The organism is Streptomyces sp. TRM68367 (assembly GCF_014495685.1).
Classification (GTDB): domain Bacteria; phylum Actinomycetota; class Actinomycetes; order Streptomycetales; family Streptomycetaceae; genus Streptomyces.
The window spans coordinates 1,635-27,144 of the sequence record NZ_JACTVI010000049.1 but is presented as its reverse complement, the minus strand read 5'-3'; the positions used below and the strand labels follow the sequence as shown (position 1 = coordinate 27,144).

General features: G+C 70.5%; 19 protein-coding genes, 1 tRNA gene and 3 pseudogenes. 14 read left to right on the top strand and 9 right to left on the bottom strand.

Annotation, left to right across the window (positions count from 1 at the left end):
• The first annotated feature begins 63 nt into the window (after nt 1-63).
• Entirely contained in the window at nt 64-741 is a 678-nt protein-coding gene (locus H8R17_RS27065; protein ID WP_187825824.1) for a GntR family transcriptional regulator, read from the top strand.
• Nucleotides 742-822: 81 nt separating this feature from the next.
• Here H8R17_RS27065 and H8R17_RS27060 read toward each other — a convergent pair whose 3' ends face one another.
• Nucleotides 823-1,239, bottom strand: a complete 417-nt coding sequence (locus H8R17_RS27060; protein WP_187825823.1) for a PaaI family thioesterase — start codon at nt 1,237-1,239, stop codon at nt 823-825.
• A gap of 257 nt (nt 1,240-1,496) precedes the next feature.
• Here H8R17_RS27060 and H8R17_RS27055 point away from each other — a divergent pair, with 257 nt between their 5' ends.
• From H8R17_RS27055 to H8R17_RS27025, 7 genes and pseudogenes are all read left to right on the top strand, one after another.
• Nucleotides 1,497-2,678 (top strand): ROK family transcriptional regulator, encoded by a 1,182-nt coding sequence (locus H8R17_RS27055; RefSeq protein ID WP_187825822.1) that lies wholly within the window; start codon nt 1,497-1,499, stop codon nt 2,676-2,678.
• A gap of 138 nt (nt 2,679-2,816) precedes the next feature.
• Nucleotides 2,817-4,334: a sugar ABC transporter ATP-binding protein gene (locus H8R17_RS27050; RefSeq protein WP_187825821.1), complete on the top strand. Its 1,518-nt coding sequence runs from the start codon at nt 2,817-2,819 to the stop codon at nt 4,332-4,334.
• A complete protein-coding gene (locus H8R17_RS27045) occupies nt 4,331-5,350 on the top strand; it encodes an ABC transporter permease (RefSeq protein ID WP_187825820.1) in 1,020 nt (339 codons plus the stop codon). The genes H8R17_RS27050 and H8R17_RS27045 overlap by 4 nt, the downstream gene beginning before the upstream one ends.
• 17 nt (nt 5,351-5,367) lie before the next feature.
• Nucleotides 5,368-6,420: a substrate-binding domain-containing protein gene (locus H8R17_RS27040; RefSeq protein ID WP_187825819.1), complete on the top strand. Its 1,053-nt coding sequence runs from the start codon at nt 5,368-5,370 to the stop codon at nt 6,418-6,420.
• Between the two features lie 51 nt (nt 6,421-6,471).
• The gene (locus H8R17_RS27035; protein ID WP_187825818.1) at nt 6,472-7,764 is read left to right on the top strand and encodes a Gfo/Idh/MocA family protein; all 1,293 of its coding nucleotides are present in this window, start codon (nt 6,472-6,474) and stop codon (nt 7,762-7,764) included.
• A gap of 13 nt (nt 7,765-7,777) precedes the next feature.
• Entirely contained in the window at nt 7,778-8,776 is a 999-nt protein-coding gene (locus H8R17_RS27030; RefSeq protein WP_187825817.1) for a sugar phosphate isomerase/epimerase, read from the top strand.
• Nucleotides 8,777-8,947: 171 nt separating this feature from the next.
• Nucleotides 8,948-9,765, top strand: a pseudogene (locus H8R17_RS27025) (ThuA domain-containing protein); the annotation flags it as partial.
• A gap of 136 nt (nt 9,766-9,901) precedes the next feature.
• Here H8R17_RS27025 and H8R17_RS27020 read toward each other — a convergent pair.
• The 5 genes from H8R17_RS27020 to H8R17_RS27000 form a co-directional block, all read right to left on the bottom strand.
• Complete coding sequence (locus H8R17_RS27020) at nt 9,902-11,302, bottom strand: OFA family MFS transporter (RefSeq protein WP_187825816.1); 1,401 nt, start codon at nt 11,300-11,302, stop codon at nt 9,902-9,904.
• A 1-nt stretch (nt 11,303) separates the two neighbouring features.
• Nucleotides 11,304-12,692, bottom strand: a complete 1,389-nt coding sequence (locus tag H8R17_RS27015) for an OFA family MFS transporter (protein WP_187825815.1) — start codon at nt 12,690-12,692, stop codon at nt 11,304-11,306.
• A gap of 123 nt (nt 12,693-12,815) precedes the next feature.
• Nucleotides 12,816-14,960, bottom strand: a complete 2,145-nt coding sequence (locus H8R17_RS27010; RefSeq protein WP_187825849.1) for an acetate--CoA ligase family protein — start codon at nt 14,958-14,960, stop codon at nt 12,816-12,818.
• A 4-nt stretch (nt 14,961-14,964) separates the two neighbouring features.
• Nucleotides 14,965-16,206 (bottom strand): formyl-CoA transferase, encoded by a 1,242-nt coding sequence (frc, locus tag H8R17_RS27005; RefSeq protein ID WP_187825814.1) that lies wholly within the window; start codon nt 16,204-16,206, stop codon nt 14,965-14,967.
• Between the two features lie 12 nt (nt 16,207-16,218).
• A complete protein-coding gene (locus H8R17_RS27000) occupies nt 16,219-17,901 on the bottom strand; it encodes a thiamine pyrophosphate-binding protein (RefSeq protein WP_187825813.1) in 1,683 nt (560 codons plus the stop codon).
• A gap of 167 nt (nt 17,902-18,068) precedes the next feature.
• Between H8R17_RS27000 and sucC the strand changes: the two genes are divergently transcribed.
• The 3 genes from sucC (at nt 18,069) to H8R17_RS26985 (ending at nt 21,843) form a co-directional block, all read left to right on the top strand.
• Nucleotides 18,069-19,199, top strand: a complete 1,131-nt coding sequence (sucC, locus tag H8R17_RS26995; RefSeq protein ID WP_187825812.1) for an ADP-forming succinate--CoA ligase subunit beta — start codon at nt 18,069-18,071, stop codon at nt 19,197-19,199.
• Nucleotides 19,200-19,213: 14 nt separating this feature from the next.
• Entirely contained in the window at nt 19,214-20,110 is an 897-nt protein-coding gene (gene sucD, locus H8R17_RS26990) for a succinate--CoA ligase subunit alpha (protein WP_187825811.1), read from the top strand.
• Between the two features lie 191 nt (nt 20,111-20,301).
• A complete protein-coding gene (locus H8R17_RS26985) occupies nt 20,302-21,843 on the top strand; it encodes an aldehyde dehydrogenase family protein (RefSeq protein ID WP_187825810.1) in 1,542 nt (513 codons plus the stop codon).
• Nucleotides 21,844-22,014: 171 nt separating this feature from the next.
• On the opposite strand, the gene H8R17_RS26980 is transcribed toward H8R17_RS26985, so the two are convergent.
• Entirely contained in the window at nt 22,015-23,346 is a 1,332-nt protein-coding gene (locus tag H8R17_RS26980; protein WP_187825809.1) for a DUF2254 domain-containing protein, read from the bottom strand.
• A 141-nt stretch (nt 23,347-23,487) separates the two neighbouring features.
• Between H8R17_RS26980 and H8R17_RS26975 the strand changes: the two genes are divergently transcribed.
• Nucleotides 23,488-23,572 (top strand) — tRNA-Leu (locus H8R17_RS26975).
• Nucleotides 23,573-23,629: 57 nt separating this feature from the next.
• Nucleotides 23,630-23,761: a hypothetical protein gene (locus H8R17_RS47440; protein WP_262505538.1), complete on the top strand. Its 132-nt coding sequence runs from the start codon at nt 23,630-23,632 to the stop codon at nt 23,759-23,761.
• Nucleotides 23,762-23,993: 232 nt separating this feature from the next.
• On the opposite strand, the pseudogene H8R17_RS47435 reads toward H8R17_RS47440, so the two are convergent.
• A pseudogene (locus tag H8R17_RS47435) lies at nt 23,994-24,179 on the bottom strand (mini-circle protein); the annotation flags it as partial.
• A gap of 38 nt (nt 24,180-24,217) precedes the next feature.
• Nucleotides 24,218-24,847, bottom strand: coding sequence for a cyclopropane-fatty-acyl-phospholipid synthase family protein (locus H8R17_RS26970; protein ID WP_187825808.1), 630 nt, complete (start codon nt 24,845-24,847; stop codon nt 24,218-24,220).
• Between the two features lie 124 nt (nt 24,848-24,971).
• Here H8R17_RS26970 and H8R17_RS26965 point away from each other — a divergent pair.
• A pseudogene (locus H8R17_RS26965) lies at nt 24,972-25,510 on the top strand (IS256 family transposase); the annotation flags it as partial.

Genomic DNA, 25,510 nt, shown 5'->3' with positions numbered 1-25,510 from the left:
CGAAAGACAATCGATACTGGCATTTCACAAGCTGCTGCGCACGGACCTGCCCAGGAGGGACCGATGTTGTCGACAGGACTGCCGCAGGGTGCGGTGCCCAAGCTCGAACGTCCCGGCCCGCTCCGTGACCGCGTCTACGAGGCGCTGCTCGAACTCATCACCACGCGCGCCCTCCAGCCCGGCCAGCACCTCGTCGAGAGCGAACTCGCCGGGTACCTCGGCGTGTCCCGGCAGCCGGTGCGCGAGGCGTTGCAGCGGCTGAACACCGAGGGCTGGGTCGATCTGCGGCCCGCCCAGGGCGCGTTCGTGCACGAGCCGACGGAGGAGGAGGCCGACCAGCTCCTCACGGTCCGTACGCTGCTGGAGGCGGAGGCGGCCCGGCTCGCGGCCGCCCATGCGAACGCCGAGGGCGTCAAGGTCCTGCAAGAGCTGTGCGCCGAGGGCGAGCGCGCGGTGGACGCCGACGACGTGGACGGCGCCGTCGCGCTGAACGCCCGCTTCCACGCCAAGGTCATGGAGCTCGCCGGCAACGCGGTCCTCGCCGAACTCGCGGGGCAGGTCGACCGGCGCGTGCGCTGGTACTACACGCCGGTGGCCCGGCAGCGCGGGCAGCAGTCGTGGATCGAGCACCGGGAGCTCATCGCCGCGATCACGAACCGCGACGAGGGGCGGGCGACCCAGCTCATGCGCGAGCACACGGAGCACACGCGGCGCTCCTACCACGCGCGTTCGCGGTCGTAGGCCTGCGGGCCCGGAGCGCTCATGACTCCGGGCCTCGACCGTTGCGCGGGGCCGCTCACCCGGCAGGTTCCGCTGGGCCGCTCAACGTGCGGCCAGTACCGCCTGCGTCTGCGTGGTCACTCCCACCATGTCGCCGGAGTCGTCGTACAGGTCCGTCCGCACCGCGACGAAGGATCGGCCCACGTGCAGGGGCCGTGCCTCGGCGTGGACGGCACCGGAGGGCACGGCGCGGAAGAAGTTGGTCTTCGTCTCGACCGTCGACGGGCTCGCGCCCGGCGGCAGGTTGAGGAAGGCGCACACCGCACCGGCCGTGTCAGCGAGCGTCATCAGGACCCCGCCGTGCAGCACGCCGCCCGCCGTGCACAGCTCGGGAGCCCAGGACAGCACCGCCCTGACGCGTGCCGCGCCGGCCTCCTCCAGGCCGATGCCCAGTTCTCCGGCGAAGGGGACGGCGGCCAGCAGGGCCTCGGGGCCGGGGATGTCGGGGGTGGCGGTCATATGACGGCCTGCCTCTCGGTGCGGTGACACGGGCGACCATCACCTTGCCCTCGGTCCCCGGTCCGGTCGATTACCCGGGAGGTAAGGCAGGCGCCCGGATCTTTGTCCTGTGAGTGGAAAAAGTTATGGGCAATTCTTGCATGACTTCTTCCCACTCCCGGCAACCGCTGCTACGTTCCCTCCGAAAGCAAGCCACGCAAGTGACCGGAAACCGGCGCGCAGAGGCCGATTGAGGCGGGGAGGGGCTCGTGAGACGCATGACGGCACGCCCCGCGAACGCCCACCAGGCCAGGCTGCTCACGCTGTTGCGCGACGGCGGCCCCAACTCCCGCGCCCAGCTGGGCGACCAGGTCGACCTGTCCCGGTCGAAGCTGGCCGTGGAGGTGGACCGGCTGCTGGAGACCGGGCTGGTGGTGGCCGACGGACTCGCCGCCTCGCGCGGCGGCCGCCGCTCCCACAACATCCGGCTCGCCCCGAATCTCCGCTTCCTCGGCGTCGACATCGGCGCGACGTCGGTCGACGTCGCCGTCACCAACGCCGAACTGGAGATCCTCGGACACATCAACCAGCCCATGGACGTGCGCGAGGGCCCGGTCGCGGTCTTCGAGCAGGTCCTGTCCATGGCCGCGAAGCTGAAGGCCTCCGGGCTCGCGGAGGGCTTCGACGGCGCCGGTATCGGCGTCCCCGGGCCGGTCCGCTTCCCCGAGGGCGTCCCTGTGGCCCCGCCGATCATGCCGGGCTGGGACGGCTTCCCCGTGCGGGAGGCGCTCAGCCAGGAACTCGGCTGCCCGGTCATGGTCGACAACGACGTGAACCTGATGGCGATGGGGGAGCAGCACGCGGGCGTCGCCCGCACCGTCGCCGACTTCCTCTGCGTCAAGATCGGCACCGGCATCGGCTGCGGCATCGTCGTCGGCGGTGAGGTCTACCGCGGTACGACGGGCAGCGCCGGCGACATCGGGCACATCCAGGCCGTGCCCGACGGGCGGCCGTGCGCCTGCGGCAACCGGGGCTGCCTGGAAGCCCACTTCAGCGGGGCGGCCCTCGCCCGTGACGCCACGGAGGCCGCCCAGCAGGGGCTGTCGGCGGAACTCGGCTCCCGGCTGGAGACGGGCGGCGGCCTCACCGCCGTCGACGTCGCCGCCGCGGCCGCCGCGGGCGACGCCACCGCCCTCGACCTGATCCGTGCGGGCGGCAACCGCACCGGCCAGGTCATCGCCGGGCTGGTCAGCTTCTTCAACCCGGGCCTGGTGGTGATCGGCGGCGGGGTGACCGGCCTCGGCCACACCCTGCTCGCCGCGATCCGCACCCAGGTCTACCGCCAGTCGCTGCCGCTGGCGACCGGCAACCTGCCCATCGTGCTGGGGGATCTGGGCCCCACCGCCGGAGTGATCGGCGCGGCCCGGCTCATCAGCGACCACCTGTTCTCACCCGCGTAGGCACGCGCTTCAGTACGTCGCACCAGTACCACGCAATACACAGTGCCCTGCTCCGCTTCGCTTCGCCCTGCCCGAAAACACCCGCCCCGCCAGGGGCCCGCCCTGACCCGGCCCGCACGCCCGCCGAGGGGAATCCGCATGGCATCAGAACCACCGCTGCTCAGCATGTACCGCATCACCAAGTCGTTCCCCGGCGTCAGGGCCCTAGACGGCGTCGACCTCGACGTCCAGGCCGGCGAGGTGCACTGCCTGCTCGGCCAGAACGGCGCGGGGAAGTCCACCCTCATCAAGGTCCTGGCCGGCGCCCACCAGCCCGACGACGGCACGATTCGGTGGCGAGGCGAGGCGGTCACGCTCCGCTCGCCGATCGCCGCCATGCGCCTCGGCATCGCCACCATCTACCAGGAACTCGACCTGGTGGAACACCTGTCGGTGGCTGAGAACGTCCACCTCGGCCACGAGCCGACCACCGCCGGCTTCGTCGTCCGCGGAAAGGCGGCCAAGGCGTCAACGGCCCAGCTGCTCAGCCGACTTGGCCACCCGGAGATCGACCCGGGCCGCCTGGTCGGAGAGTTGTCGGCGGCGCAGCGGCAGATCGTGTCGATGGCGCGGGCGCTGTCCCACGACGTACGGCTCATCGTGATGGACGAGCCGTCCGCCGCCCTCGACCCGGACGAGGTCGACAACCTGTTCCGCATCGTCGGCGACCTCACCGCCGACGGGGTCGCCGTCGTCTACATCTCGCACCGCCTGGAGGAGATCCGCCGCATCGGCGACCGGGTGACGGTGCTGAAGGACGGCCGGGCCGTCGCGGGCGGGCTGCCGGCGAAGACGACGCCGACCCGCGAGGTGGTCGCGCTGATGACGGGACGCAACGTCGAGTACGTCTTTCCCGACCGGCCCGCGGCGGCGCCCGGCGGCGAGCCGGTCCTGAACGTGCGCGGGCTGGCCCGCGAGGGCGAGTTCGCGCCGCTCGACCTTCAGGTGCGGCCCGGCGAGATCGTCGGCCTCGCGGGGCTCGTCGGCTCGGGCCGGTCCGAGATCCTGGAGACGGTGTACGGCGCACGGCAGCCGACGTCAGGTCAGGTGCTGGTGGACGGGCGGCCCTTGAAGCCCGGCAGCGTGCGCGCGGCGGTCCGCGCCGGACTCGGGCTCGCCCCCGAGGAACGCAAGGCCCAGGCCCTGCTGATGCTGGAGTCCGTCACCCGCAATGTGTCCGTGTCGTCCATGTCCCGCTTCTCGCGCGGCGGCTGGATCGACCGGGGCGCCGAACTGGGCGCCGCGCGGTCCGCGACGCGCGAGCTGTCGCTGCGGCCCGACAACCCGTCCGTGCCGGTGCGCACCCTGTCCGGCGGCAACCAGCAGAAGGCGGTCCTCGCCCGCTGGCTGCTGCGCGGCTGCCGGGTGCTGCTGCTCGACGAACCCACCCGCGGCGTCGACGTCGGCGCCCGCGCCGAACTGTACGCGGTCGTGCGCCGACTGGCCGACGAAGGCCTCGCCGTGCTGCTGGTCTCCAGCGAGATTCCCGAGGTCCTGGGGCTGGCCGACCGGGTGCTGGTGCTGCGCGAGGGCCGCGTCGTCCACACGGCACCCACCCGCGAACTCGACGAACACTGCGTCCTCGACCTCGTCATGGAAGGAAGCCCGGCGACATGACGCAGCACGTGTCCCCGCCCCGGGACGGCACCGACAAGGTGGCACAAGCGGGCCAACCGCCCCCGTGGCGCTCCCTCCTGGCGCGCGCCGACGTCCGCACCCTCTCGCTCCTCGGGGTGCTCGCCGTCCTCGTCGTCATCGGCGGCGTCACCAGACCTGACGAGTTCCTCGACACCCGCAACCTCCAGCTGGTCCTCACTCAGGCCTCGGTGATCGGTGTCGTCACCGTCGGCATGACCTTCGTCATCACCTCCGGCGGCATCGACCTGTCCGTCGGCGCCATCGTCGCCCTCGCCTCGGTGTGGGCGACCACGGTCGCCACCCAGGAGTACGGCTTCGGCGGCATCCTCCTCACTGCGGTCCTCGTCGGGGTGGGCTGCGGCCTGGTGAACGGAGTGCTCATCGCGTACGGCGGGATGGTCCCGTTCATCGCCACGCTCGCCATGCTGGCCTCGGCGCGCGGACTGGCGCTGCAGATCACCGACGGCCGGACGCAGATCGTCACGGTCGACGGCGTCCTGGACCTGGGCGAACGCGACGCATACGTCCTCGGCATACCGCCGCTGGTGCTCGTCTTCGCCGTCGTCACCGTCATCGGCTGGCTGGTGCTCAACCGCACCACCTTCGGGCGCCGCACGGTCGCCGTCGGAGGCAACGCGGAGGCCGCCCGGCTCGCCGGCATCGACGTCCGCCGCCAGCGGCTGTACCTCTACCTGCTGTCCGGGCTGTGCTGCGGCATCGCCGCCTTCCTGCTGATCGTCCTGTCCGGCTCCGGCCAGAACACCAACGGCAACCTCTACGAACTCGACGCCATCGCGGCCGCGATCATCGGCGGCACCCTGCTCAGCGGGGGCCGCGGCACCATCACCGGCTCCGTTCTCGGCGTCCTGATCTTCACCACGATCACCAACATCTTCGCCCTGAACAACCTGCAGAGCGACGTCCAGCAGATCGCCAAGGGCGCGATCATCGTCGCCGCCGTGCTGGTCCAGCGCCGTACCGCAAGCACGACCTGAGGAAAGGGTTCACCGCCATGCCACACCGCACGAGCCGCTTCACGAGTCGCAGAGGACTGCTCTTCGGGACCGCCGCCGTCGGGGCCGGTGCCCTCCTCGCAGGCTGCACGAGCAACGAGCCGAGCGACAGCGACGAGGCCGCCGACAGTCGGCCCGCCGCCGACGACACGCCGGGCAAGAAGGTCACCATCGGCTTCGCCGGCCCGCAGGCCGACCACGGCTGGCTCAACGCCATCAACGACAACGCCAAGAGCCGCGCGAAGAAGTACTCCGACGTCACCCTGGAGATCACCGAGGGTTCCAACGACACAGCCCAGCAGATCGGCCAGATCGAGACCCTGATCAACAAGAAGGTCGACGTGCTGGTGGTGCTGCCCGCCGACGGCAAGGCCCTCACCCAGGTCGGCCTGAAGGCGATGCGCGCGGGCATCCCGGTCGTCAACCTCGACCGGATCTTCAACACCCCGCAGGCCTACCGCTGCTGGATCGGCGGCGACAACTACGGCATGGGCCTCAACGCCGGCCACTACATCGGCGAGAAGCTCAAGGGGAAGCCGGGCGCCACGGTCATCGAGCTGGCCGGGCTGGACAACCTGGAGCTGACCAAGCAGCGCACCCAGGGCTTCGACGACGCCCTGAAGAACTATCGCGACATCAAGAAGGTGGCCCGCCAGGCCGCCGAGTTCACGGTGGAGTCCGGGCAGGCCAAGATGGCCCAGCTGCTCCAGGCCCAGCCCACGTTCGACGCGCTGTGGAACCACGACGACGACCAGGGCGTCGGCGCGCTGCGCGCCATCGAGCAGGCCGGACGCGACGACTTCCTCATGGTCGGCGGCGCGGGCGCCCTGTCCGCCTTCCAGGCCATCAAGCAGGACAACGGCGTCCTGAAGGCGACCGTCCTGTATCCGCCGACGATGGCCGCCTCCGCGATCGACCTCGCCCGCGCCCTCGGCCAGGGCAAGGGCATCGGCGGCATGGCCGAGTTCGAGATCCCGGCGTCGATCACGCTCTACTCGGCCGTCGTCGACAAGACCAACGTCGACCAGTACATGCCCACCGGCTTCAAGTAACCCTTCGCGCCCGCACTCCCACCGCGCCACGACGACGAGGAGGACATCTCCATGGGACAGCCGCAGCAGTCCGACGGGGCCGAGACCAAGGCAGGTGCTGCCGGGTCCGCCGCCACGGCCGGAGCCCGGACCAGGGCCGAGGGCGCGCCCGCCGGACCCGCGCCCGGGGCCGCGAAACCGTCGCTCCGCGTCGGCATGGTCGGCTACGCCTTCATGGGCGCCGCCCACTCGCAGGGCTGGCGCACCGCGGGCCGCGTCTTCGACCTGCCGCTGGACCCCGAACTCACGGCGATCTGCGGCCGGGACAGGGCCGCCGTGCGCGCGGCGGCCGGCCGGCACGGCTGGGCGTCCGCCGAGACCGGCTGGCACGCCCTGGTCGAACGGGACGACATCGACCTCGTCGACATCTGCACCCCCGGCGACAGCCACGCCGAGATCGCGCTGGCCGCGCTCGCCGCCGGCAAGCACGTCCTGTGCGAGAAGCCCCTCGCGAACACCGTCGAGGAGGCCGAGTCCATGACACGGGCGGCCGAAACGGCGTACAGGAGCGGCCAGTTGACGATGGTCGGCTTCAACTACCGCCGGGTGCCGGCCACCGCGCTCGCCCGCCGCATGGTCGCCGAGGGCCGCCTCGGCGCCCTGCGCCACGTGCGGGTCACGTACCTCCAGGACTGGCTCGTCGACCCGGAGTTCCCGCTCACCTGGCGGCTGCGCCGGGAACAGGCCGGCGCCGGCTCGCTCGGCGACCTCGGCGCGCACATCGTCGACCTCGCCCAGCACCTGGCGGGGGAGCGGCTCGCGGGGGTGTCCGCCCTGACGGAGACCTTCGTACGGCAGCGGCCGCTGCCCGGCGGGGCGACGAGCGGCCTGTCCGCGGTGTCCGCCGCCGGCACCGGGACGGTCACCGTCGACGACGCCGCCCTGTTCACCGGCCGCTTCGCCTCCGGCGCCCTCGCCTCCTTCGAGGCCACCCGGTACGCCACCGGCCGCAAGAACGCCCTGCGCATCGAACTCAACGGCGAGCACGGCTCGCTCGCCTTCGACCTGGAGCGGCTCAACGAACTGTCGTACCACGACGGCCGGGAACCCGGGACGCACGCCGGCTTCCGCCGCATCCTCGTCACCGAACCCGACCACCCCTACCTGGACGCCTGGTGGCCGCCCGGCCACGGCCTCGGCTACGAGCACACCTTCGTCCACCAGGCCCGCGACCTGGTCCACGCCATCGCCGAGGGCCGCCGCCCCGACCCCTCCTTCGCCGACGGGCTGCAGGTGCAGCGCGTGCTCGCCGCGGTGGAGGAGAGCGCCGAGAAGAACTCCGTCTACACGCCGATAGCGGCCTGAGGAGGCTGAACGGATGCCCCGCAACTTCACGCTGTTCACCGGCCAGTGGGCGGACCTGCCCCTGGAGGAGGTCTGCCGGCTCGCCCGCGACTTCGGCTACCACGGCCTCGAACTCGCCTGCTGGGGCGACCACTTCGAGGTCGACAAGGCGCTGAGCGATCCCTCCTATGCTCGGTCGAGGCACCAGCTCCTCGACAAGTACGGGCTCAAGTGCTGGGCGATCTCCAACCACCTGGTCGGCCAGGCCGTCTGCGACGCCATCATCGACGAACGCCACCAGGCCATCCTGCCGGGCGGGATATGGGCCGACGGCGACCCGGAAGGCGTACGGCAGCGGGCCGCCGACCGCATGAAGGACACCGCGCGCGCCGCGGCGGCCTTCGGCGTCGACACCGTCATCGGCTTCACCGGCTCCGCCATCTGGCACCTGGTCGCCATGTTCCCGCCCGCGCCCGAGTCGATGATCGACCGTGGCTACGAGGACTTCGCCGAGCGCTGGAACCCGATCCTGGACGTCTTCGACGCCGAGGGCGTGCGGTTCGCGCACGAGGTCCACCCCAGCGAGATCGCGTACGACTACTGGACGACTCAGCGGGCCCTGGAGGCCGTTGACCGACGGCCCGCGTTCGGCCTCAACTTCGACCCCTCGCACTTCGTGTGGCAGGACCTCGACCCGGTCGGCTTCCTGTGGGACTTCCGCGACCGGATCTACCACGTCGACTGCAAGGAGGCCCGCAGGCGCCTCGACGGACGCAACGGGCGCCTCGGCTCCCACCTGCCCTGGGGCGATCCACGGCGCGGCTGGGACTTCGTCTCGGCCGGGCACGGCGACGTCCCCTGGGAGGACGTCTTCCGGATGCTGCGCTCCATCGGCTACCAGGGCCCGATCTCGGTCGAGTGGGAGGACGCCGGCATGGACCGGCTCCAGGGCGCACCGGAGGCCCTGGACCGCCTCAAGGCGTACGACTTCGAGCCGCCGTCGGCCTCCTTCGACGCGGCGTTCGGCAACTGAGCCTCTCTGCGAACTCTCCGGGATGACGGCGCATCCCGGCGTACGCACCCGCCCGTACAACCCGCCCCATTCTGGAGGCACTCGTGCACGTGAACGACCGCACCACCACCGGCGCGTTGTACGACGTGGACGACTTCACATTCACCACCGGATGAGAGGGACATACACAGCATGCGATCGATCAACCGACTGACAACGTCAGTCGTCGGAGCGGCCGTGCTCCTGGGCTGCGTCTCGGGACCGGCCGTGTCACAGGCGAAGTCACAGGCGAAGCAGGACGGCACACGGGTGCTGGTGTTCTCCAAGACGGCCGGCTTCCGCCACGGCTCGATCTCCGCCGGCATCGCGGCGGTGAAACAGCTCGGCGAGACGGGCGGCTTCACGGTCGACGCGACGGAGGACGCCGGAGCCTTCACGGCCGACAACCTCGGGCGCTACGACGCGGTCGTGTTCCTGTCGACGACCGGTGACGTCCTGAACGCCGCCCAGGAGACGGCCTTCGAGGGCTACATCCGCAGTGGCGGGGGCTACGTCGGCATCCACGCGGCCGCCGACACCGAGTACGACTGGGCGTTCTACGGCGGGCTCGTCGGTGCCTACTTCGAGTCGCATCCGTGGTGGCCGATGCGCGCCACGGTGCACGTCGAGGACCGCGCCCACCCGGCGACCGCCAACCTGCCCACCACCTGGAACCGCACCGACGAGTGGTACAACTACCGCTCGAATCCCCGGGAACGGGTCCGCGTCCTGGCCTCCCTCGACGAGTCCTCGTACTGGGGCGGCACCATGAACGGCGACCATCCGATCGCCTGGTGCCAGAACTACCAGGGCGGCCGCTCCTTCTACACCGGCGTCGGCCACAGCAAGGAGTCGTTCGCCGAACCCGCCGTCCGTCAGCACCTGTTGGGCGGAATCCAGTGGGCCACCGGCGCCGTCGCGCCTTCGAACTGAGCGACGACGGAACACTGACGTCGGCCGGCGGCCTCGGGCCCACCACCTCGACCATCCGCGTTCCGGATCGGCTACCGGAACCTGGTGGCGCTGCGCCCCAAGGAGCAGGGGACACGAGGAGGCCCTCCCCGGCTCGGCACATTCCAGGGGAGGGCCTCCTCGTATCGTGGCCGGTCAGCCCGCGGGCTGCGGCAGGCGCCGTACGTCCCTGCCGCGGCCCGGCTGCCGCAGTAGCAGCGCGAGCGCAGCCGCCAGCATCGACACCCCGCCGGCCAGTGCGTACGCGCCGTAGTAGCCCCAGGCCGCGACCACCATCGAGCCGAGGCCGCCGCCGAACAGGCCGCTGATCAGCTTGCCGCTGTACACCAGCCCGTAGTTGGTGGCGTTGTAGTTCTCCCCGAAGTAGTCCGGCGTGAGCGCCGCGAACAGCGGATAGAACGCGCCGCCGCCGAAGCCGGAGAGGAACGCGAAGAACAGGAACAGCCACTCGCTGCGGACCTCGCCCGCCCAGATCACCCCGAACTGGGCAAGACCCAGGACGACGATGACGAAGACCAGCGTCGGCTTGCGGCCCCACCGGTCCGACAACCAGCCCACGACACCGCGCCCGATGCCGTTGATGACCGCCATGACGCCCATCGACGACGCCGCCACCAGCGGGCCGAAGCCCACCTCCTTGGCGAAGTCGACCTGGAAGGAGATGCCGAAGATGGACACCCCGGCGGTCATCACGACCGAGATCCACATCAGCGGCAGCATTCCCGTCCGGATGGCTTCCCGGGGCGTGTACTGCCGTACCGCCGGAGGGTTCTTGGAGAGGCCCGCGGTGTTCTTCCGGCTGCCCGCGTGGGTGAGCGGGTCGATGTCCGCGGGCCACCAGTTCTTCGGCGGGTCCTTGAAGAAGAACGCGGACGCCAGGATCACGATCATGATGTAGCAGCCGATGAGGTCCAGGACGCGGTGGTAGTTCGCGGTGTCGAAGCCGTAGTTGAAGATGAAGATGAATGGCAGCGACCCGTAGGCGAATCCGCCGTTGACGAACCCGGTGCGCGCGCCCCGCCGCTCCGGGAACCACTTGCCGACCATGTTGATGCAGGTCGCGTAGACCAGGCCGGAGCCGAGTCCGCCGATGACGCCGAACCCGAGGATCGCGAGCCATACGTTGCTCATGTGCGACAGGGCGAGGAATCCGATCAGGCACATACCGGACCCCGCATACATGGCCCGGCGGGCGGTCAGGATGCCCTTCTCGCGGAGCCAGCCCGCGGGGAAGGCGATGCCGGCCTGGAAGAACACCCAGACGCTGAGGATCCAGAAGGTGTTGGACTGCGTCCAGCCGTGCGCGTGGGACAGGGTGTCCTCCGCGGAGCCGTACGCGTATTCGAAGACGCTGATGGCCATCATGGCGATCCACGGCAGATACACCATGAGGGTGCGCGAGTGGCCCAGGATGTCCCGGTCGGTCTCGCCGATCCGGTAGACGCGGCCGTGGGCATCGGTCACTTCGCGGTAGGGACGGTGTGCGGCGTCGGGCTGCTGGGACGAGCTGTTCGCGGCGATGCGATCCGCCGTCATGTCACGCCATCTCCTCGCCGAGCGGGTGCGGGTTGGGAACGATGTGCTTGGACTTCGGGCGCCCCGGAGGGTGCAGGAACAGGGCCATGAAGCCCGCGAACAGGGAGATCGAACCGGCCAGGATGAACGCCCCGGCGTAGTCCCAGGCGCCCACCACGACGGCGCCCATGCCGGACCCGAGCAGGCCGGAGACCAGCTTCGAGGAGTACACGAGGCCGTAGTTGGAGGCGTTGTTGTTCTCGCCGAAGTAGTCGGCGCTCATCGCCGCGAACATCGGGAAGATGGCACCGCCGCCGAAGCCGGAGATCGACGAGAACAGCAGGAACAGCGGCAGGTTGCCGATGTTTCCGGAGAACAGGATGCCGTACTGGGACAGGCCCAGGACGACGCAGACGAAGATCAGGCACTGCTTGCGGCCGTACCGGTCGGACAGCCAGCCGATGACCCCGCGGCCCGTGCCGTTGACGATCGCCTTCAGGGACATCGCGGTCGCCACGATGCCGCCCGCGAAGCCCGCCTCGTCACCGAAGGGCACCTGGAAGGCGATACCGAAGATGTTCACGCCCGAGGTGCACAGCAGACAGAACCACATGAGGGCCACGCGGCCCGTCCGCCAGGCCTCCATGGGTGTGTACTGGTGCACGGCCGGCGGGTTCTTCGCCAGCGCGCGCCGGGCGCGCGGGTCGTCGGGCTTCTTCAGCGGGTCGACGTCGGCCGGCCACCAGTTCTTCGGCGGGTCGCGGAAGAAGTAGCCGGCGACCGCCACGACCGACGCCAGGAAGATGCCCACCGCGACCAGCACCCAGCGGAAGTTGGTGAGGTCCATGTAGCCGGTGAAGATGAAGACGAACGGCACGGAGCCGTACGCGAAACCGCCGTTCACGAAGCCCGTCTTGCCGCCCTTGCGCTCCGGATACCACTTGGCGACCATGTTCACGCAGGTCGCGTACACCATGCCCGCGCCCATGCCGCTGAACATGCCGAAGCCGATGTAGGCGACGATCACATGCGGTGCGAAGGCGAGCGACAGATAGCCCAGCAGCGTGCCGACCGCGCCGAGCATCATCGCCCAGCGGGCCGGGAGTTTGCCGCTCTCGCGCAGCTTCCCGGCGGGGAAGGCCACCGCGGCCTGGAAGAACACCCAGACGCCGAGCATCCAGAAGATGTGTGCGCTGCTCCAGTGGTGGGCCGTGTGCAGGGTGTCCTCGGCGGACGCGAAGGCGTACTCGGCCGAGCTGATGCCCATCATGCCGACCCACGGCAGGATGACCATCCACTTGCGTTTGCGGCCCATGATGTCGATGTCGGTCTCGCCGAGGCGGTAGACGCGTCCGTTCGCGTCGGTCACCTCTCGGTAGGAGACCGATGTCGGCAGATCGGTCGTAGTCATGTCGTGTTGCACCCCTTGCGTTCGAAAGTTCTGGCCAGCGCCCCCTGTCCAATGCCTTTCGTGCGCGCGCGGGTCCTGGGGCCGGCCGACGCGCACCGTCGGGCGGCCCCGCTCCCCCTCACCTCATGTACCGCCCCCCAGCAATCCGGCCGCCCGCGCCCACCGGTACTTCGCGCCGAGTACGGCGACGGGCTTCTCGGTCGTGTACGGGTACGCCACGACCCCCCGCTCGAACAGGTACTGGCTGGCCTCCTCGACCTCCACGTCACCCGCGAGCGAGGCCACCACTGGCTTGGCGATGCCGCGCTCCCGGAACTCGGCCACCACGCGCGCGGTGAGCTCGGCGAAGACCATGGGAGGCGTGACGATGGTGTGCCAGTAGCCGAGGACGAGCGCGTGGATGCGCGGATCCTCCAGGCCCAGCCGGATGGTCGCCTCGTACGTGGACGGAGGCTCGCCGCCGGTGATGTCCACCGGGTTGCCCGCCGCCCCGAAGGGCGGGATGAACTTCCGGAACGCCTCGTCCAGATCCGGCGGGATCTCCATCAGGGACAGGCCGTTGTCGGTCACCGCGTCGGACAGCAGCACGCCGCTGCCCCCCGCCCCCGTGATGATCACGACGTTGTCGCCCTGGGGTGTGGGAAGCACCGGCAACGCGCGCGCGTACTCCAGCATGTCGTTCAGGCCGGGCGCCCGGATGACCCCGGCCTGCCGCAGGATGTCGTCGTACACGGCGTCGTCGCCGGCAAGGGCACCGGTGTGCGAGCCGGCGGCCTTCGCGCCCGCCGCCGTACGCCCCGCCTTCAGCACCACGACCGGTTTCTTCGGTACGGTCGCCCGCGCGGCCTCGACGAAGGCGCGCCCGTCCTTGAGGTCCTCCAGGTGCATGGCGATGCACTCGGTGTGCGGGTCCTCGCCGAACCAGGTCAGCAGGTCGTCCTCGTCCAGGTCCGACTTGTTGCCGAGGCCGACGATCGCCGACACACCGGTCTTCGTGGTGCGCGCGAAGCCCAGGATGGCCATGCCGATGCCCCCGGACTGCGAGGTCAGCGCCACGCCGCCCTTGACGTCGTACGGCGTGCAGAACGTGGCGCACAGGTCCTGCCACGTCGAGTAGTAGCCGTAGATGTTGGGGCCCAGCAGGCGGACGCCGTACCGCTCGGCGATCGCCACGATCTCCGCCTGGAGCTCGTGCTCGCCGGTCTCCGCGAAGCCGGAGGGGATCAGGACGGCGTTGGGGATCTTCTTGCGTCCCACCTCCTCCAGGGCCGAGGCGACGAACTTGGCGGGGATCGCGAAGACCGCCACATCCACCTCACCGGGCACGTCGGTGACACTCTTGTACGCCTTGCGGCCGAGAATGTCATCGGCCTTGGGGTTCACCGGGTGGATGTCGCCCGCGAACCCGCCGTCGACGAGGTTGCGCATCACCGAGTTGCCGATCTTGCCGGGCTCGTTGGAGGCACCGATCACGGCGACCGACGACGGCTGCATCAGCCGCCGCATGGAGGTGAGGATCTCGTCCCGCGTGTACGTGCGGCGCTTGCGGGGGGCCTCGGTCGTGAGGATCACGCGGATGTCGGCGGCGACGGCCCCTTCCGCCGTGGCGATCACCGGATTGAGGTCCACCTCGGCGATCTCCGGGAAGTCCGTCACCAGTTGGGACACCCGCCGGATCTGCTCGGCGACCGCCCACCGGTCCACGCCCGCCGCGCCGCGCACCCCGCGCAGGATCTCCGCCGACCGGATCGAGTCCAGCATGGACAGCGCCTCGTCGGCGTCCACGGGCGCGAGCCGGAACGTCACGTCCTTGAGGACCTCGACGAGCACCCCGCCGAGCCCGAAGGCCACCACCTTCCCGAACGTCGGGTCCGTCACCGCGCCGACGATGACCTCCTGCCCCTTCGGCAGCAGCTCCTGGACCTGCACACCCTCGATGCGCGCGCCGGCGTCGTACGCGCGCGCGTTGTCGATGACCGTGTGGAACGCGGTCCGTACGTCCGTCGCGCCCTCGACCCCGACGATCACACCGCCGGCGTCGGTCTTGTGCAGGATGTCGGGCGAGACGATCTTCATCACGACCGGCCCGCCGAAGCGCGCCGCGTACGCGACCGCCTCGTCGACGTCGGTCGCCAGCTCCTCACCCGGTACGGCGATCCCGTACGCGTCGGCGATCACCTTGCCCTCGGGCGCGGTGAGCGCGGTGCGCCCCTCGGCCCGCACGGTGTCGAGCAGCGCCCGCACCCTCAGCAGCCGGTCCTCGGCCATCACGTCAGATCACTCCGTTCGACTTGAGCAGGCGCAGCTCCTCGTCGCCGAGGCCGAGCTCGCCGACGTAGACCTCTTCGTTGTGCTCGCCGAGCAGCGGTGAACTGTTCACTTCCACGGGGGAGTCGGAGAGCTTCAGCGGGCTGCCGACGGTCGTGAACTCGCCCCGCTGCGGGTGGGGGACGGTGACGACCATCTCGTTGGCGACCAGCGAGTCGTCCTCGATGATCTCCTTGGTGGACAGGATCGGCCCGCACGGGATGTTGTGCGCGTTGAGCCGCTCCAGCACCTCCCACTTGGGCAGCGTCGAGGACCACTCCTCGATCAGCTGGAACATCTTGTTGAGCTTGGGCAGCCGGGCCTGAGGCGTCGCCCACTCGGGGTCGTCGGCCAGTTCGGGCCGCCCGATGAGCTCGGTGATCGGCTGCCAGCCGACCGGCTGCACGATGACGTACACGTAGTCGTTCGGCCCGCCCGGCGCGCACTTGACCGCCCAGCCGGGCTGGCCGCCGCCGGACGCGTTGCCCGATCGGGGAACTTCCGTGCCGAAGTCGTCGTTGGGATATTCAGCGAGCGGCCCGTGTGCCAGGCGCTGCTGGTCCCGCAGCTTCACCCGGCACAGGTTGAGTACAGCGTGCTGCATTGCCACGTTGACCCGCTGCCCACGCCCGGTTTTCTCGCGCTGGAACAGCGCCGCGAGAATCCCCGCCACGGCGTGCACACCCGTCCCCGAGTCCCCGATCTGGGCCCCCGTCGCCAGCGGCGGCCCGTCCTCGAAACCGGTGGTCGACATCGACCCGCCCATGGCCTGCGCGACGACCTCGTACGCCTTGAAGTTGGTGTACGGGCCATCGCCGAACCCCTTGATGGAGGCATAGACGATCCGCGGATTGATCTCCTGGATGCGGTCCCAGGTGAACCCCATACGGTCGACCGCGCCCGGTCCGAAGTTCTCGACCATGACGTCCGAGCGCCGGATCAGCTCGGTGAGGAGTTCCTTGCCGCGCTCGGTCTTGGTGTTGAGGGTGATGCTCCGCTTGTTGCAGTTGAGCATCGTGAAGTAGAGGGAGTCGGCGTCCGGCAGGTCACGCAGCTGCCCCCGCGTGATGTCACCGGTCGGCGCCTCCAACTTGACTACGTCCGCGCCGAGCCAGGCGAGCAGCTGGGTCGCGGACGGCCCGGACTGGACGTGCGTCATGTCCAGCACGCGGATGCCGTCGAGAGCCCTGGTCGGGGTGTGAGTCATGCCAAGCGCTCCTCACTTGTACATGGTCTGGTTCATGGTTCCGGGGGCGTACGCGTCCGGGTCGACCCAGACGTTGATCAGCGAGGGCTTGCCGGACTCCCGGGCACGGCGCAGCGCGGGGCCGATGTCGGCGGGGTCGCGCACCTCCTCGCCGTAACCGCCCAGCATCTGGGCGAACTTGTCGTAGTGGACGTCGCCGAGGGTGTTGCCGACCCGCTCGCGCTCCTCGCCGTACTTGGCCTTCTGGCCGTAACGGATCTGGTTCATCGAGGAGTTGTTGCCGACGATGCCGACGAACGGCAGGTCGTAGCGGACGAGGGTCTCGAAGTCCCAGCCGGTCAGGGAGAACGCGCCGTCGCCGAAGAGGGCGACGACCTCCTTGTCGGGCCGCGCCTGCTTGGCGGCCAGCACGAAGGGGACGCCGACGCCGAGCGTGCCCAGCGGGCCCGGGTCCATCCAGTGGCCGGGCGACTTGGGCTGCACGACCTGCCCGGAGAAGGTGACGATGTCGCCGCCGTCGCCGATGTAGAGCGAGTCCTCGGTGAGGAAGTCGTTGATCTCGCTGACCAGGCGGTAGGGATGGATGGGGGAGGCGTCCGACTTCAGGCTGGGCAGCCGCTTCTCCAGGGCGGTCTGCTCGGCCGCGCGCAGCTCGTCGAGCCACTCCTTGCGCTTGGACGCGCCGCCGTTCACCCGTCCGGAAGCCGCCTCGGTGACGGACTTCAGCACCAGTCCCGCGTCACCGACGATCCCGAGGTCGATGTCGCGGTTCTTGCCGACGGTGCGGTAGTCGAGGTCGATCTGCACGACCGTCGCGTCGGGGGAGAGTCGCTTGCCGTAGCCCATGCGGAAGTCGAAGGGGGTGCCGACGATCACGATGACGTCGGCGTTCGAGAAGGCGTACCGGCGCGAGAGCTGGAAGTGGTGCGGGTCGCCCGACGCCAGGGTGCCGCGCCCCGCGCCGTTCATGTAGGCGGGGACGTTGAGGGTGCGGACGAGTTCGACGGCGGCCTCGGTGCCCCGGGTCGTCCACACCTGGCTGCCCAGCAGGATGGCGGGCTTCTCGGCGTGCACCAGCAGGTCGGCGAGCTTCTCGATGGCCTCGGGGTCGCCGGCCGAGCGGGTCGAGGCGCGGTAGGCCCCGGCCTGCGGCACGCGCGCCTTGGCCGCGGGCACCTTGGCGTCCAGCACGTCGCGCGGGATCTCCAGGAAGGACGGTCCGGGCGCGCCGTGGTAGCACTCGCGGAACGCCATCGACACCATGTCCGCCGCGCGCGCCGTGTCCGGCACGGCCGCCGCGAACTTGGTGATCGGCGTCATCATGTCGACGTGCGGCAGGTCCTGCAGGGACCCCATCTTGTGCTGGGTGAGGGCGCCCTGACCGCCTATCAGCAGCATCGGGGACTCCGCGCGGAAGGCGTTGGCGACACCGGTGACGGCGTCGGTGGTGCCGGGGCCGGCGGTGACGACCGCGCAGCCGGGCTTGCCGGTGATGCGCGCGTAACCGTCGGCGGCGTGGGCGGCGACCTGCTCGTGACGGACGTCGACGACATCGATGCCCTCGTCGACGCAGCCGTCGTAGATGTCGATGATGTGGCCGCCGCACAGCGTGTAGATGCGGTCGACCCCCTCTGCTTTGAGGGCCTTGGCTACGAGATGGCCACCGGAGATCACGTCCTGGGTGTCGTCGGGCATGGCGAAGTCCTGTCCCTTCGTAGGGGGTTGGAACGCACTCAGCGCTACACCGTCGGCCGTAGACAGTACATTGCATACAGTCGACGAATACTGTATGAACCTTGTTATCCCGCATCCGGTGGGTGGTGTCCAGGGGGCGTGCGGCACTTTTGAGTCAGGAGCCGGTAATGGACCTGTACGAACACCAGGCAAGGGAACTCTTCGCAGAACACGGCATCGTGGTGCCGCGGGCCGAGGTGACGGACTCACCCAAGAAGGCCCGTGAGATCGCCCGCTCCCTCGGCGGGCGGGTCGTCGTCAAGGCCCAGGTGAAAACGGGAGGCCGGGGCAAGGCCGGGGGAGTCAAGCTCGCAGCGGACCCGGCCGCCGCCGAGTTGACCGCACGTCAGATTCTCGGCATGGACATCAAGGGCCACCCGGTCCGCACGGTGATGCTGGCCCAACCCGTCGACATCGAGCGCGAGTTCTACGTCTCCTACGTCCTCGACCGCGCCGCGGGCCGCTTCCTCGCGATCGCCTCCGCGGAGGGCGGCATGGAGATCGAGGAGGTCGCCGCCACCCGGCCCGAGGCCGTGGCCCGCATCCCCGTCGACCCGGCAGAGGGCATCACCTCGGCCAGGGCCGGCGAGATCGCGGACGCGGCCGGACTGCCGCCGCAGAGCGTCGACGTCCTGATGCGGCTGTGGGAGGTGCTGGTCCGCGAGGACGCCCTCCTCGTCGAGGTCAACCCCCTGGTGCGCACCGCACAGGGACAGATCACGGCCCTCGACGGCAAGGTCACCCTCGACGACAACGCCCGCTTCCGGCAGGCCCGTTGGGGCATCGAGGACACCGCGCACGACGACCCGCTGGAAGCCGCGGCAGCGGCAAAGGGCCTCAACTACGTCAGGCTCGACGGCGAGGTCGGCATCATCGGCAACGGCGCCGGCCTGGTCATGTCGACCCTCGACGTGGTCGCCGGCTGCGGCGCCCGCCCCGCCAACTTCCTCGACATCGGCGGCGGAGCGAGCGCCCGCATCATGGCCGACGGACTCTCGCTCGTCCTGTCCGACCCGGCCGTGAAGTCGGTTTTCGTCAACGTCTTCGGCGGCATCACCGCGTGCGACGCGGTCGCCGACGGCATCGCGCAGGCGGTGGACAGCATCCGGTTGACGAAGCCGCTCGTCGTGCGGCTCGACGGCAACAACGCGGCCCGCGGCCGGGCCATCCTGGACGAGCATGCCCACCCGCTGGTCCAGCAGGTCACCACCATGGACGGCGCCGCCCTCCGCGCGGCCGAACTCGCCACCGCGGCCTGAGAGGACGGGACGGTATGGCCATCTACCTCACCAAGGAGAGCAAGGTTCTCGTCCAGGGCATGACCGGCGGCGAGGGCATGAAGCACACCCGCCGCATGCTCGCGGCCGGCACCAACGTCGTCGGCGGTGTCAACCCGCGCAAGGCGGGCCGCACGGTCGACTTCGATGATCGGGCCGTCCCCGTCTTCGGATCGGTCGCCGACGGCATCCGGTCGACCGGCGCCGATGCCACGGTCGTCTTCGTACCGCCCGCCTTCGCCAAGGCCGCCGTCACCGAGGCCGCCGACGCCGGCATCGGTCTCGCGGTCGTCATCACCGAGGGCATCCCCGTCCACGACTCCGTCGCCTTCACCGCGTACGCGCGGCAGAAGGGCACCCGGATCATCGGCCCCAACTGCCCCGGACTGATCACTCCCGGCCAGTCCAACGCGGGCATCATCCCCGCCGACATCACCAAGCCCGGCCGGATCGGCCTGGTGTCCAAGTCCGGCACGCTGACGTACCAACTCATGTACGAACTCCGCGACATCGGCTTCTCGACCTGCGTCGGCATCGGCGGCGACCCCGTCGTCGGCACGACCCACATCGACTGCCTCGCCGCCTTCCAGGACGACCCCGACACCGACCTCGTCGTCCTCATCGGCGAGATCGGCGGCGACGCGGAGGAACGCGCCGCCGCGTACATCCGCGACCACGTCACCAAGCCGGTCGTCGGCTACATCGCCGGCTTCACCGCACCCGAGGGCAGGACCATGGGGCACGCGGGCGCGATCGTCTCCGGCTCGGCCGGGACGGCACGGGCGAAGAAGGAGGCGCTGGAGGGCGCAGGCGTACGGGTCGGAAGCACGCCCACGGAGACGGCGCGGCTGGTGCTCGCCGTACTGGAGGAAGAGAGGGGACGTCACCCATAGCCGGGGCGAGGCCCCTCGCAGCAGCGACACGACAGCCGACGACGCCGAGCAAGGCACTCGCAAGCCGCGCGCCCACGGCGCCGCAAGCGACGACGGCGGCTCGCCGGGCCGTCCAGCCGGGCAACCGGCGACGCGGTCCAGCCGACGCAGTCACCCCGCCCCCGACTGTGCACCGAGAGCGGAGTTCACCGATGGCATCCACCCTCACCCTCAAATCCGGCACGTCCTGGACCGATGCCTGGCGGCGCTGCCTCGCCGCCGCGCCCGAGGCGTTCCGGGACGACCGTGTCCTCAACCTCTGGAACGCCGCCTGGCAGGCTGACGGCAGGACCCTGCCCGCCGTCAGCCCCGTCGACGGCAGCCCCGTCGCCGGCCCGCCGCGCCTGGACGCGGAAAGCGCCCACCGGGCCGTACGCGCCTGTCTCGACCAGCACCGCGCCTGGCGGCACATCCCCCTGCCCGAACGCCGGGCCCGCGTCGCCGCCACCCTCGACGCCCTCACCGCACACCGCGAACTGCTCGCACTCCTGCTCGTCTGGGAGATCGGCAAGCCCTGGCGGCTCGCGCAGGCGGACGTGGACCGGGCCATCGACGGCGTGCGCTGGTACGTCGACGGCGTCGAGCCGATGCTCGCCGGCCGGGCCCCGCTGGACGGCCCGGTGTCCAACATCGCGAGCTGGAACTACCCGATGAGCGTGCTCGTGCACGCCATGCTGGTCCAGGCACTGGCGGGCAACGCGGTCATCGCCAAGACCCCCACCGACGGCGGCGTCGCCTGCCTGACCCTGGCCTCGGCGCTCGCCGCCCGCGAGGGAATCCCCGTCACCCTCGTCAGCGGCAGTGGAGGCGAGCTGTCCCGGGCGCTGGTGCGGGCGCCCGAGATCGGCTGCGTCTCCTTCGTCGGCGGGCGCGACACCGGCGCCGCGGTGGCCACGGCCGTCGCCGACCTCGGCAAGCGGCACATCCTGGAGCAGGAGGGCCTCAACACCTGGGGCATCTGGAACTACTCGGACTGGGACGCGCTCGCAGCCGTCGTCCCCAAGCTCTTCGACTACGGCAAACAGCGCTGCACGGCCTACCCGCGCTTCGTCGTCCAGCGGCAGCTGTTCGACGCGTTCCTGGCGGCCTACCTCCCGGCGGTCCGCACGCTCAGGGTCGGCCACCCGCTGGCGGTCGAGCAGCCCGACGACCCGTACCCGCGGCTGGACTTCGGGCCGGTGATCAACGCAGCCAAGGCCAAGGAACTGCACGACCAGGTCGCCGAGGCCGTCGACCGCGGCGCCGTCCCGCTGCACCGCGGCGACCCGGCCGACGCGCGCTACCTGCCCGGCCAGGACACCTCCGCGTACGTCCAGCCGATCACGCTCCTCGGCCCGCCCCCGTCCTCGCCCCTGCACCACGCGGAACCCTTCGGCCCGGTCGACACCATCGTCCTGGTCGACACGGAGGCGGAGCTGCTGGCCGCCATGAACGCGTCCAACGGCGCGCTGGTCGCCACCCTGTCCACCGACGACCGGGCGACGTACGACAGGCTCGCCCCGCAGATCCGCGCGTTCAAGGTCGGCCACGGCAGGCCACGCTCCCGCGGCGACCGCGACGAGCTGTTCGGCGGATTCGGCGCGAGCTGGCGAGGCGCGTTCGTCGGCGGCGAACTCCTGATACGGGCCGTGACCCGCGGCCCGGCAGGGGAACGGCTGCCCGGGAACTTCCCGGAGTACCACCTCGTGCCGTAGACGACGGGGCCACCGGCTGCCGGAACCGACGGTCCCGGCTGCGCCCGCGGCGTGCACCGTGCCGAGGCCGCCGGTTTGCCCGGTCCACTGCCGGCCTGCTGATCGGCGGCGTCGGCCGCGTGCCGCTCTCCGCGGCCAGTACGACGGCGCGAGCCGCGGTGAGCCGTACCGTCAGCCGATGCCCTGGCGGTCCGGTGCCAGGGCGAAGGCGCGGTCCGCTGCCTCCGGGACGTCCCGCTCGACGGCCTGACGCAGCAGCTCCCGATGCCGTACCAGCGGCTCGCGCCGTTCCTCGGGAGCCAGCAGCATCAGGTCGTCGAGGCCGGCCAGCAGGCGCCGCGACACCTGCGGACTGCCGGGGGCGCACCCCCGGATCTCCGCGAACCCCAGATCCACCAGCTGCGTCCACCCCGGCACCGGCCGCACCAGCCGCACGGCACCCCGCCGGTCGCGGTGCACGGCCGCGTCCAGCGGCCGCCGGGACACGGACGCCAGGAACTGCACGATGCGGTCGAGGGCCTGTACGGCCGTCGTCGGATCGTTGACCGCGGGGGACAGGGCACGCAACGCGATGTCGGCCAGCTGCCGCAGCCCGAAGCCGAGATCCTGGTGGAAGGTGCGTTCCACGCCCACCGACATCGAGTAGCGCAGCGCACGACGCGGCGGAGCCTGGCCGCCGTGCACCGCCAGCACCGGCGTGCCGGGTACGACGAAGTCCCCGATCCGCGGCACCAGCCGCAGTACGACGCCGTACTGCCGTGCCACCCGCACCAGCCGGGCGACGTGCACGTCACGCAGGACCCCCGCACGCCCGTCGTGCGCGATCCACCCGGTCACCGGCCCGAGCACCGCCCCGTGATCGGCGGGCGCCCCCACAGGTGTGAGGGCCGCCACCCGGAACGACTCCCCGGTGATCCGGTCGATCACATGGCTGATCCGCATCAGCCGCAGGGTCGCGTTCACGTACAGCACGAACAGCAGCAGGCTCAGCCCGACCATGATCAGCGTCAGCGCCGACTGCACCAGCGGGACCGAGCTGACCAGGCGGGGGTCGGGGACGCTGTCGTACGCGGTCAGGACGAGCAGCGTGAGCAGGAAGGTCGACAGGAACACGGCGAAGGTGGCCTTCGTGATCCGGCTCCGTACGAAGATCCGCACCACTCGGGGACTGAACTGCCCGCTCGCCATCTGCACGGCGACCAGCGAGATGCTGAAGACCACGCCGATGAAGGTCATCATCGCCGAGCCCACCGCGGTCACCACGGTCCTCGCGTCCTGCGCGAACCGCAGCAGGTCCTCGACCGTGTCGTAGTCGCGTTCGTCCTGCAGCGCCCCGACGATCGCGGCGTCGAGCTCGCTCGCCGCCGCCCACACCGCGAAGACGGACACCATCGCCGCGGTGGGTGCGAACCAGAACGTGTCCCGCAGATGCTCCCTGAGCGGCGACAGCTCCCGCTGCCGCCGCCCCGCTGCCGAGCTGTACGCAATCATCCAGTCACCCATGCTGAGACCCTAGGCCCACCGGGGCGGCACCCCCGGGAGCGCCGCCCGGCGACGGAAACGCAGGTGAAAGCCACTCCGAAACCTTGGTATTGTTGTGGCTGTCGCCGCGAGGGGCACCCCTGGCAAGGCGGCAGACACCTGGTCCGGGTGGCGGAATGGCAGACGCGCTAGCTTGAGGTGCTAGTGCCCTTTATCGGGCGTGGGGGTTCAAGTCCCCCCTCGGACACAACCACTGACGATACGGAGACGAGGGCCTCGACCTTGCGGTCGCGGTCCTCGTGGCGTGTTCGTAGCTGATGGTGATGCCCAGGGCTTCGTACAGCGGGCCTTTCTGCTCGGCGTCGGTTCTCTGGATTCGCTGCGCAATGTCTCCAAGACTCTCAGCGATCTCTCGGATCTGTTGCGCGTCGAGTGATTCCTTCTTCCGGGTGACGGTGGGGAGCGCGTCGCGTTTCCTGCGTGCCGCCTCCTTGTCTCTCTGTGTCTCGTTGATCCACTGGGTGACGACGGCTGGGTCGGCTCCGGCTTCGAGGGCTGCTTGGTAGCGGGCGAGTCGTCGCTCGCAGTCCTTGATCGCCTGGCGTGCTTGAGCCTGCTCGGGTGTGTGAGTCTGTGCGGTGCTTGCTGCGGCGCTGGCGAGGGTGAGGGCCGAGCAGGTTCGTGCCCGACGGCACTCCGGCGGTTCGGACCTGTGGTTCGGGGGCGCCCTCGACCTTCGCGGCGATCGAGGTCCGTAGGTAGTCGAGGAAACCGCGCAGGGTTTCGATCTCGCTGCTTCCCGTCCGGGGCGGCGGGGTGTCGCGGCGGCGGTTGCGGCGGGAGGCGGTGGGCACAGTTGTCTCCTTCGCGGGGGAGCGGCTCTGGTGCCGGGTCAGGCGGCGGTGCGGCGGACGAGCAGGACGTGGTCGGTGACCTCGGCGGTGCGCCCGCCCGGTCCGGTCGCGATCCGGCGGGGTGCGTCAGCCCGTTCGACCGTCCAGGTCGCCGGGTTCAGGTCGATGTCCGCGGCGACCTCCTGCGGGGTCGGGTACCGGACGTCGGGATCCTGGTTCCACGACCACGGCGCGGTCGAGCCGTGGTCGACGACCAGCAGCCGCCCGCCCGAGCGCAGCGCGTGCGCGGCCGCGCGCAGGACGGCTGCCCTGTCCAGGTCGAAGGGGGTGTGCAGGTAGTGGGCGCAGATCACGTCGAACGTGCCCCGCGGGAAGGTCCCGCGCAGGTCGTGCCGCTCGGCGACGACCCGGTCGCCTAGGCCGTGTGAGCGGGCGAGGCCGGCGAGCCGCTCGACCGTCACGGCCGAGATGTCGACGGCGGTGACGTGCCACCCCCGGCGGGCGAGCCACAGTGCGTCGCCGCCGTCGCCGCATCCGAGGTCCAACGCGTCGCCGGGCGGCAGGCCCGCGAGCGTCTCGGTGAGTCGTACGTTCGGCCGCGGGTCGGTGACTGCCGGTCGGGCCGCGTAGACGCCGTCCCAGAACGTGCTCATATCGGTGGTGCTCATCGAGGCTCCTTCACTCGGGTTCACTCGGGACGCGCTCAGTCTTGCCAGGCCCGTCACGATCTGGCACGGATTCTTGCGGTTCTGGCAAGATGGGCTCGTGGACGGCGAAACGGAAGACCCAGTCGTCTTCATTGACGCCATCAACGTGAAGATTCGCGATGGCCAAGTAGCGAACAGGCCGATCTACGTGGCCCTGGCGGTCACCGCCGAGGGGCACCGCGACATCCTCGGCCTGTGGGCCGGCGACGGCGGCGAAGGCGCGAAGCACTGGCTGCGAGTGCTCTCCGAGCTCAAGAACAGGGGCGTTGAGGACGTCCTCATGCTGGTCTGCGACGGGTTGAAGGAGCTGCCCGACGCGGTCGGCGAGGTCTGGCCCCGAACTGTGGTGCAAACGTGTGTGGTTCACCTCATGCGGGGCGTCGTTCCGTTACGCGGCCCGGCAGGACTGGGACAAGATCGCGAAGGCACTCAAGCCCGTCTACACCGCGCCGACCGAGGACGCGGCCACGACACGGTTCCTGGAATTCGCCGAGACCTGGGGCAAGAAGTACCCGGCGATCGTCCGCCTCTGGGAGTCCAGCTGGGCCCAGTTCACGCCTTTCCTGCAGTTTGATGCGGAAATACGCCGGATTGTGTGCACGACCAACAGCATCGAGAGCGTCT

Bases quoted from the DNA above. Each gene is read 5' to 3' on its own strand.
- H8R17_RS27065 (WP_187825824.1), top strand. From the start codon at position 64: ATGTTGTCGACAGGACTGCCGCAGGGTGCGGTGCCCAAGCTCGAACGT.
- H8R17_RS27060 (WP_187825823.1), bottom strand. From the start codon at position 1,239: ATGACCGCCACCCCCGACATCCCCGGCCCCGAGGCCCTGCTGGCCGCC.
- H8R17_RS27055 (WP_187825822.1), top strand. From the start codon at position 1,497: ATGACGGCACGCCCCGCGAACGCCCACCAGGCCAGGCTGCTCACGCTG.
- H8R17_RS27050 (WP_187825821.1), top strand. From the start codon at position 2,817: ATGGCATCAGAACCACCGCTGCTCAGCATGTACCGCATCACCAAGTCG.
- H8R17_RS27045 (WP_187825820.1), top strand. From the start codon at position 4,331: ATGACGCAGCACGTGTCCCCGCCCCGGGACGGCACCGACAAGGTGGCA.
- H8R17_RS27040 (WP_187825819.1), top strand. From the start codon at position 5,368: ATGCCACACCGCACGAGCCGCTTCACGAGTCGCAGAGGACTGCTCTTC.
- H8R17_RS27035 (WP_187825818.1), top strand. From the start codon at position 6,472: ATGGGACAGCCGCAGCAGTCCGACGGGGCCGAGACCAAGGCAGGTGCT.
- H8R17_RS27030 (WP_187825817.1), top strand. From the start codon at position 7,778: ATGCCCCGCAACTTCACGCTGTTCACCGGCCAGTGGGCGGACCTGCCC.
- H8R17_RS27020 (WP_187825816.1), bottom strand. From the start codon at position 11,302: ATGACGGCGGATCGCATCGCCGCGAACAGCTCGTCCCAGCAGCCCGAC.
- H8R17_RS27015 (WP_187825815.1), bottom strand. From the start codon at position 12,692: ATGACTACGACCGATCTGCCGACATCGGTCTCCTACCGAGAGGTGACC.
- H8R17_RS27010 (WP_187825849.1), bottom strand. From the start codon at position 14,960: ATGGCCGAGGACCGGCTGCTGAGGGTGCGGGCGCTGCTCGACACCGTG.
- frc (WP_187825814.1), bottom strand. From the start codon at position 16,206: ATGACTCACACCCCGACCAGGGCTCTCGACGGCATCCGCGTGCTGGAC.
- H8R17_RS27000 (WP_187825813.1), bottom strand. From the start codon at position 17,901: ATGCCCGACGACACCCAGGACGTGATCTCCGGTGGCCATCTCGTAGCC.
- sucC (WP_187825812.1), top strand. From the start codon at position 18,069: ATGGACCTGTACGAACACCAGGCAAGGGAACTCTTCGCAGAACACGGC.
- sucD (WP_187825811.1), top strand. From the start codon at position 19,214: ATGGCCATCTACCTCACCAAGGAGAGCAAGGTTCTCGTCCAGGGCATG.
- H8R17_RS26985 (WP_187825810.1), top strand. From the start codon at position 20,302: ATGGCATCCACCCTCACCCTCAAATCCGGCACGTCCTGGACCGATGCC.
- H8R17_RS26980 (WP_187825809.1), bottom strand. From the start codon at position 23,346: ATGGGTGACTGGATGATTGCGTACAGCTCGGCAGCGGGGCGGCGGCAG.
- H8R17_RS26970 (WP_187825808.1), bottom strand. From the start codon at position 24,847: ATGAGCACCACCGATATGAGCACGTTCTGGGACGGCGTCTACGCGGCC.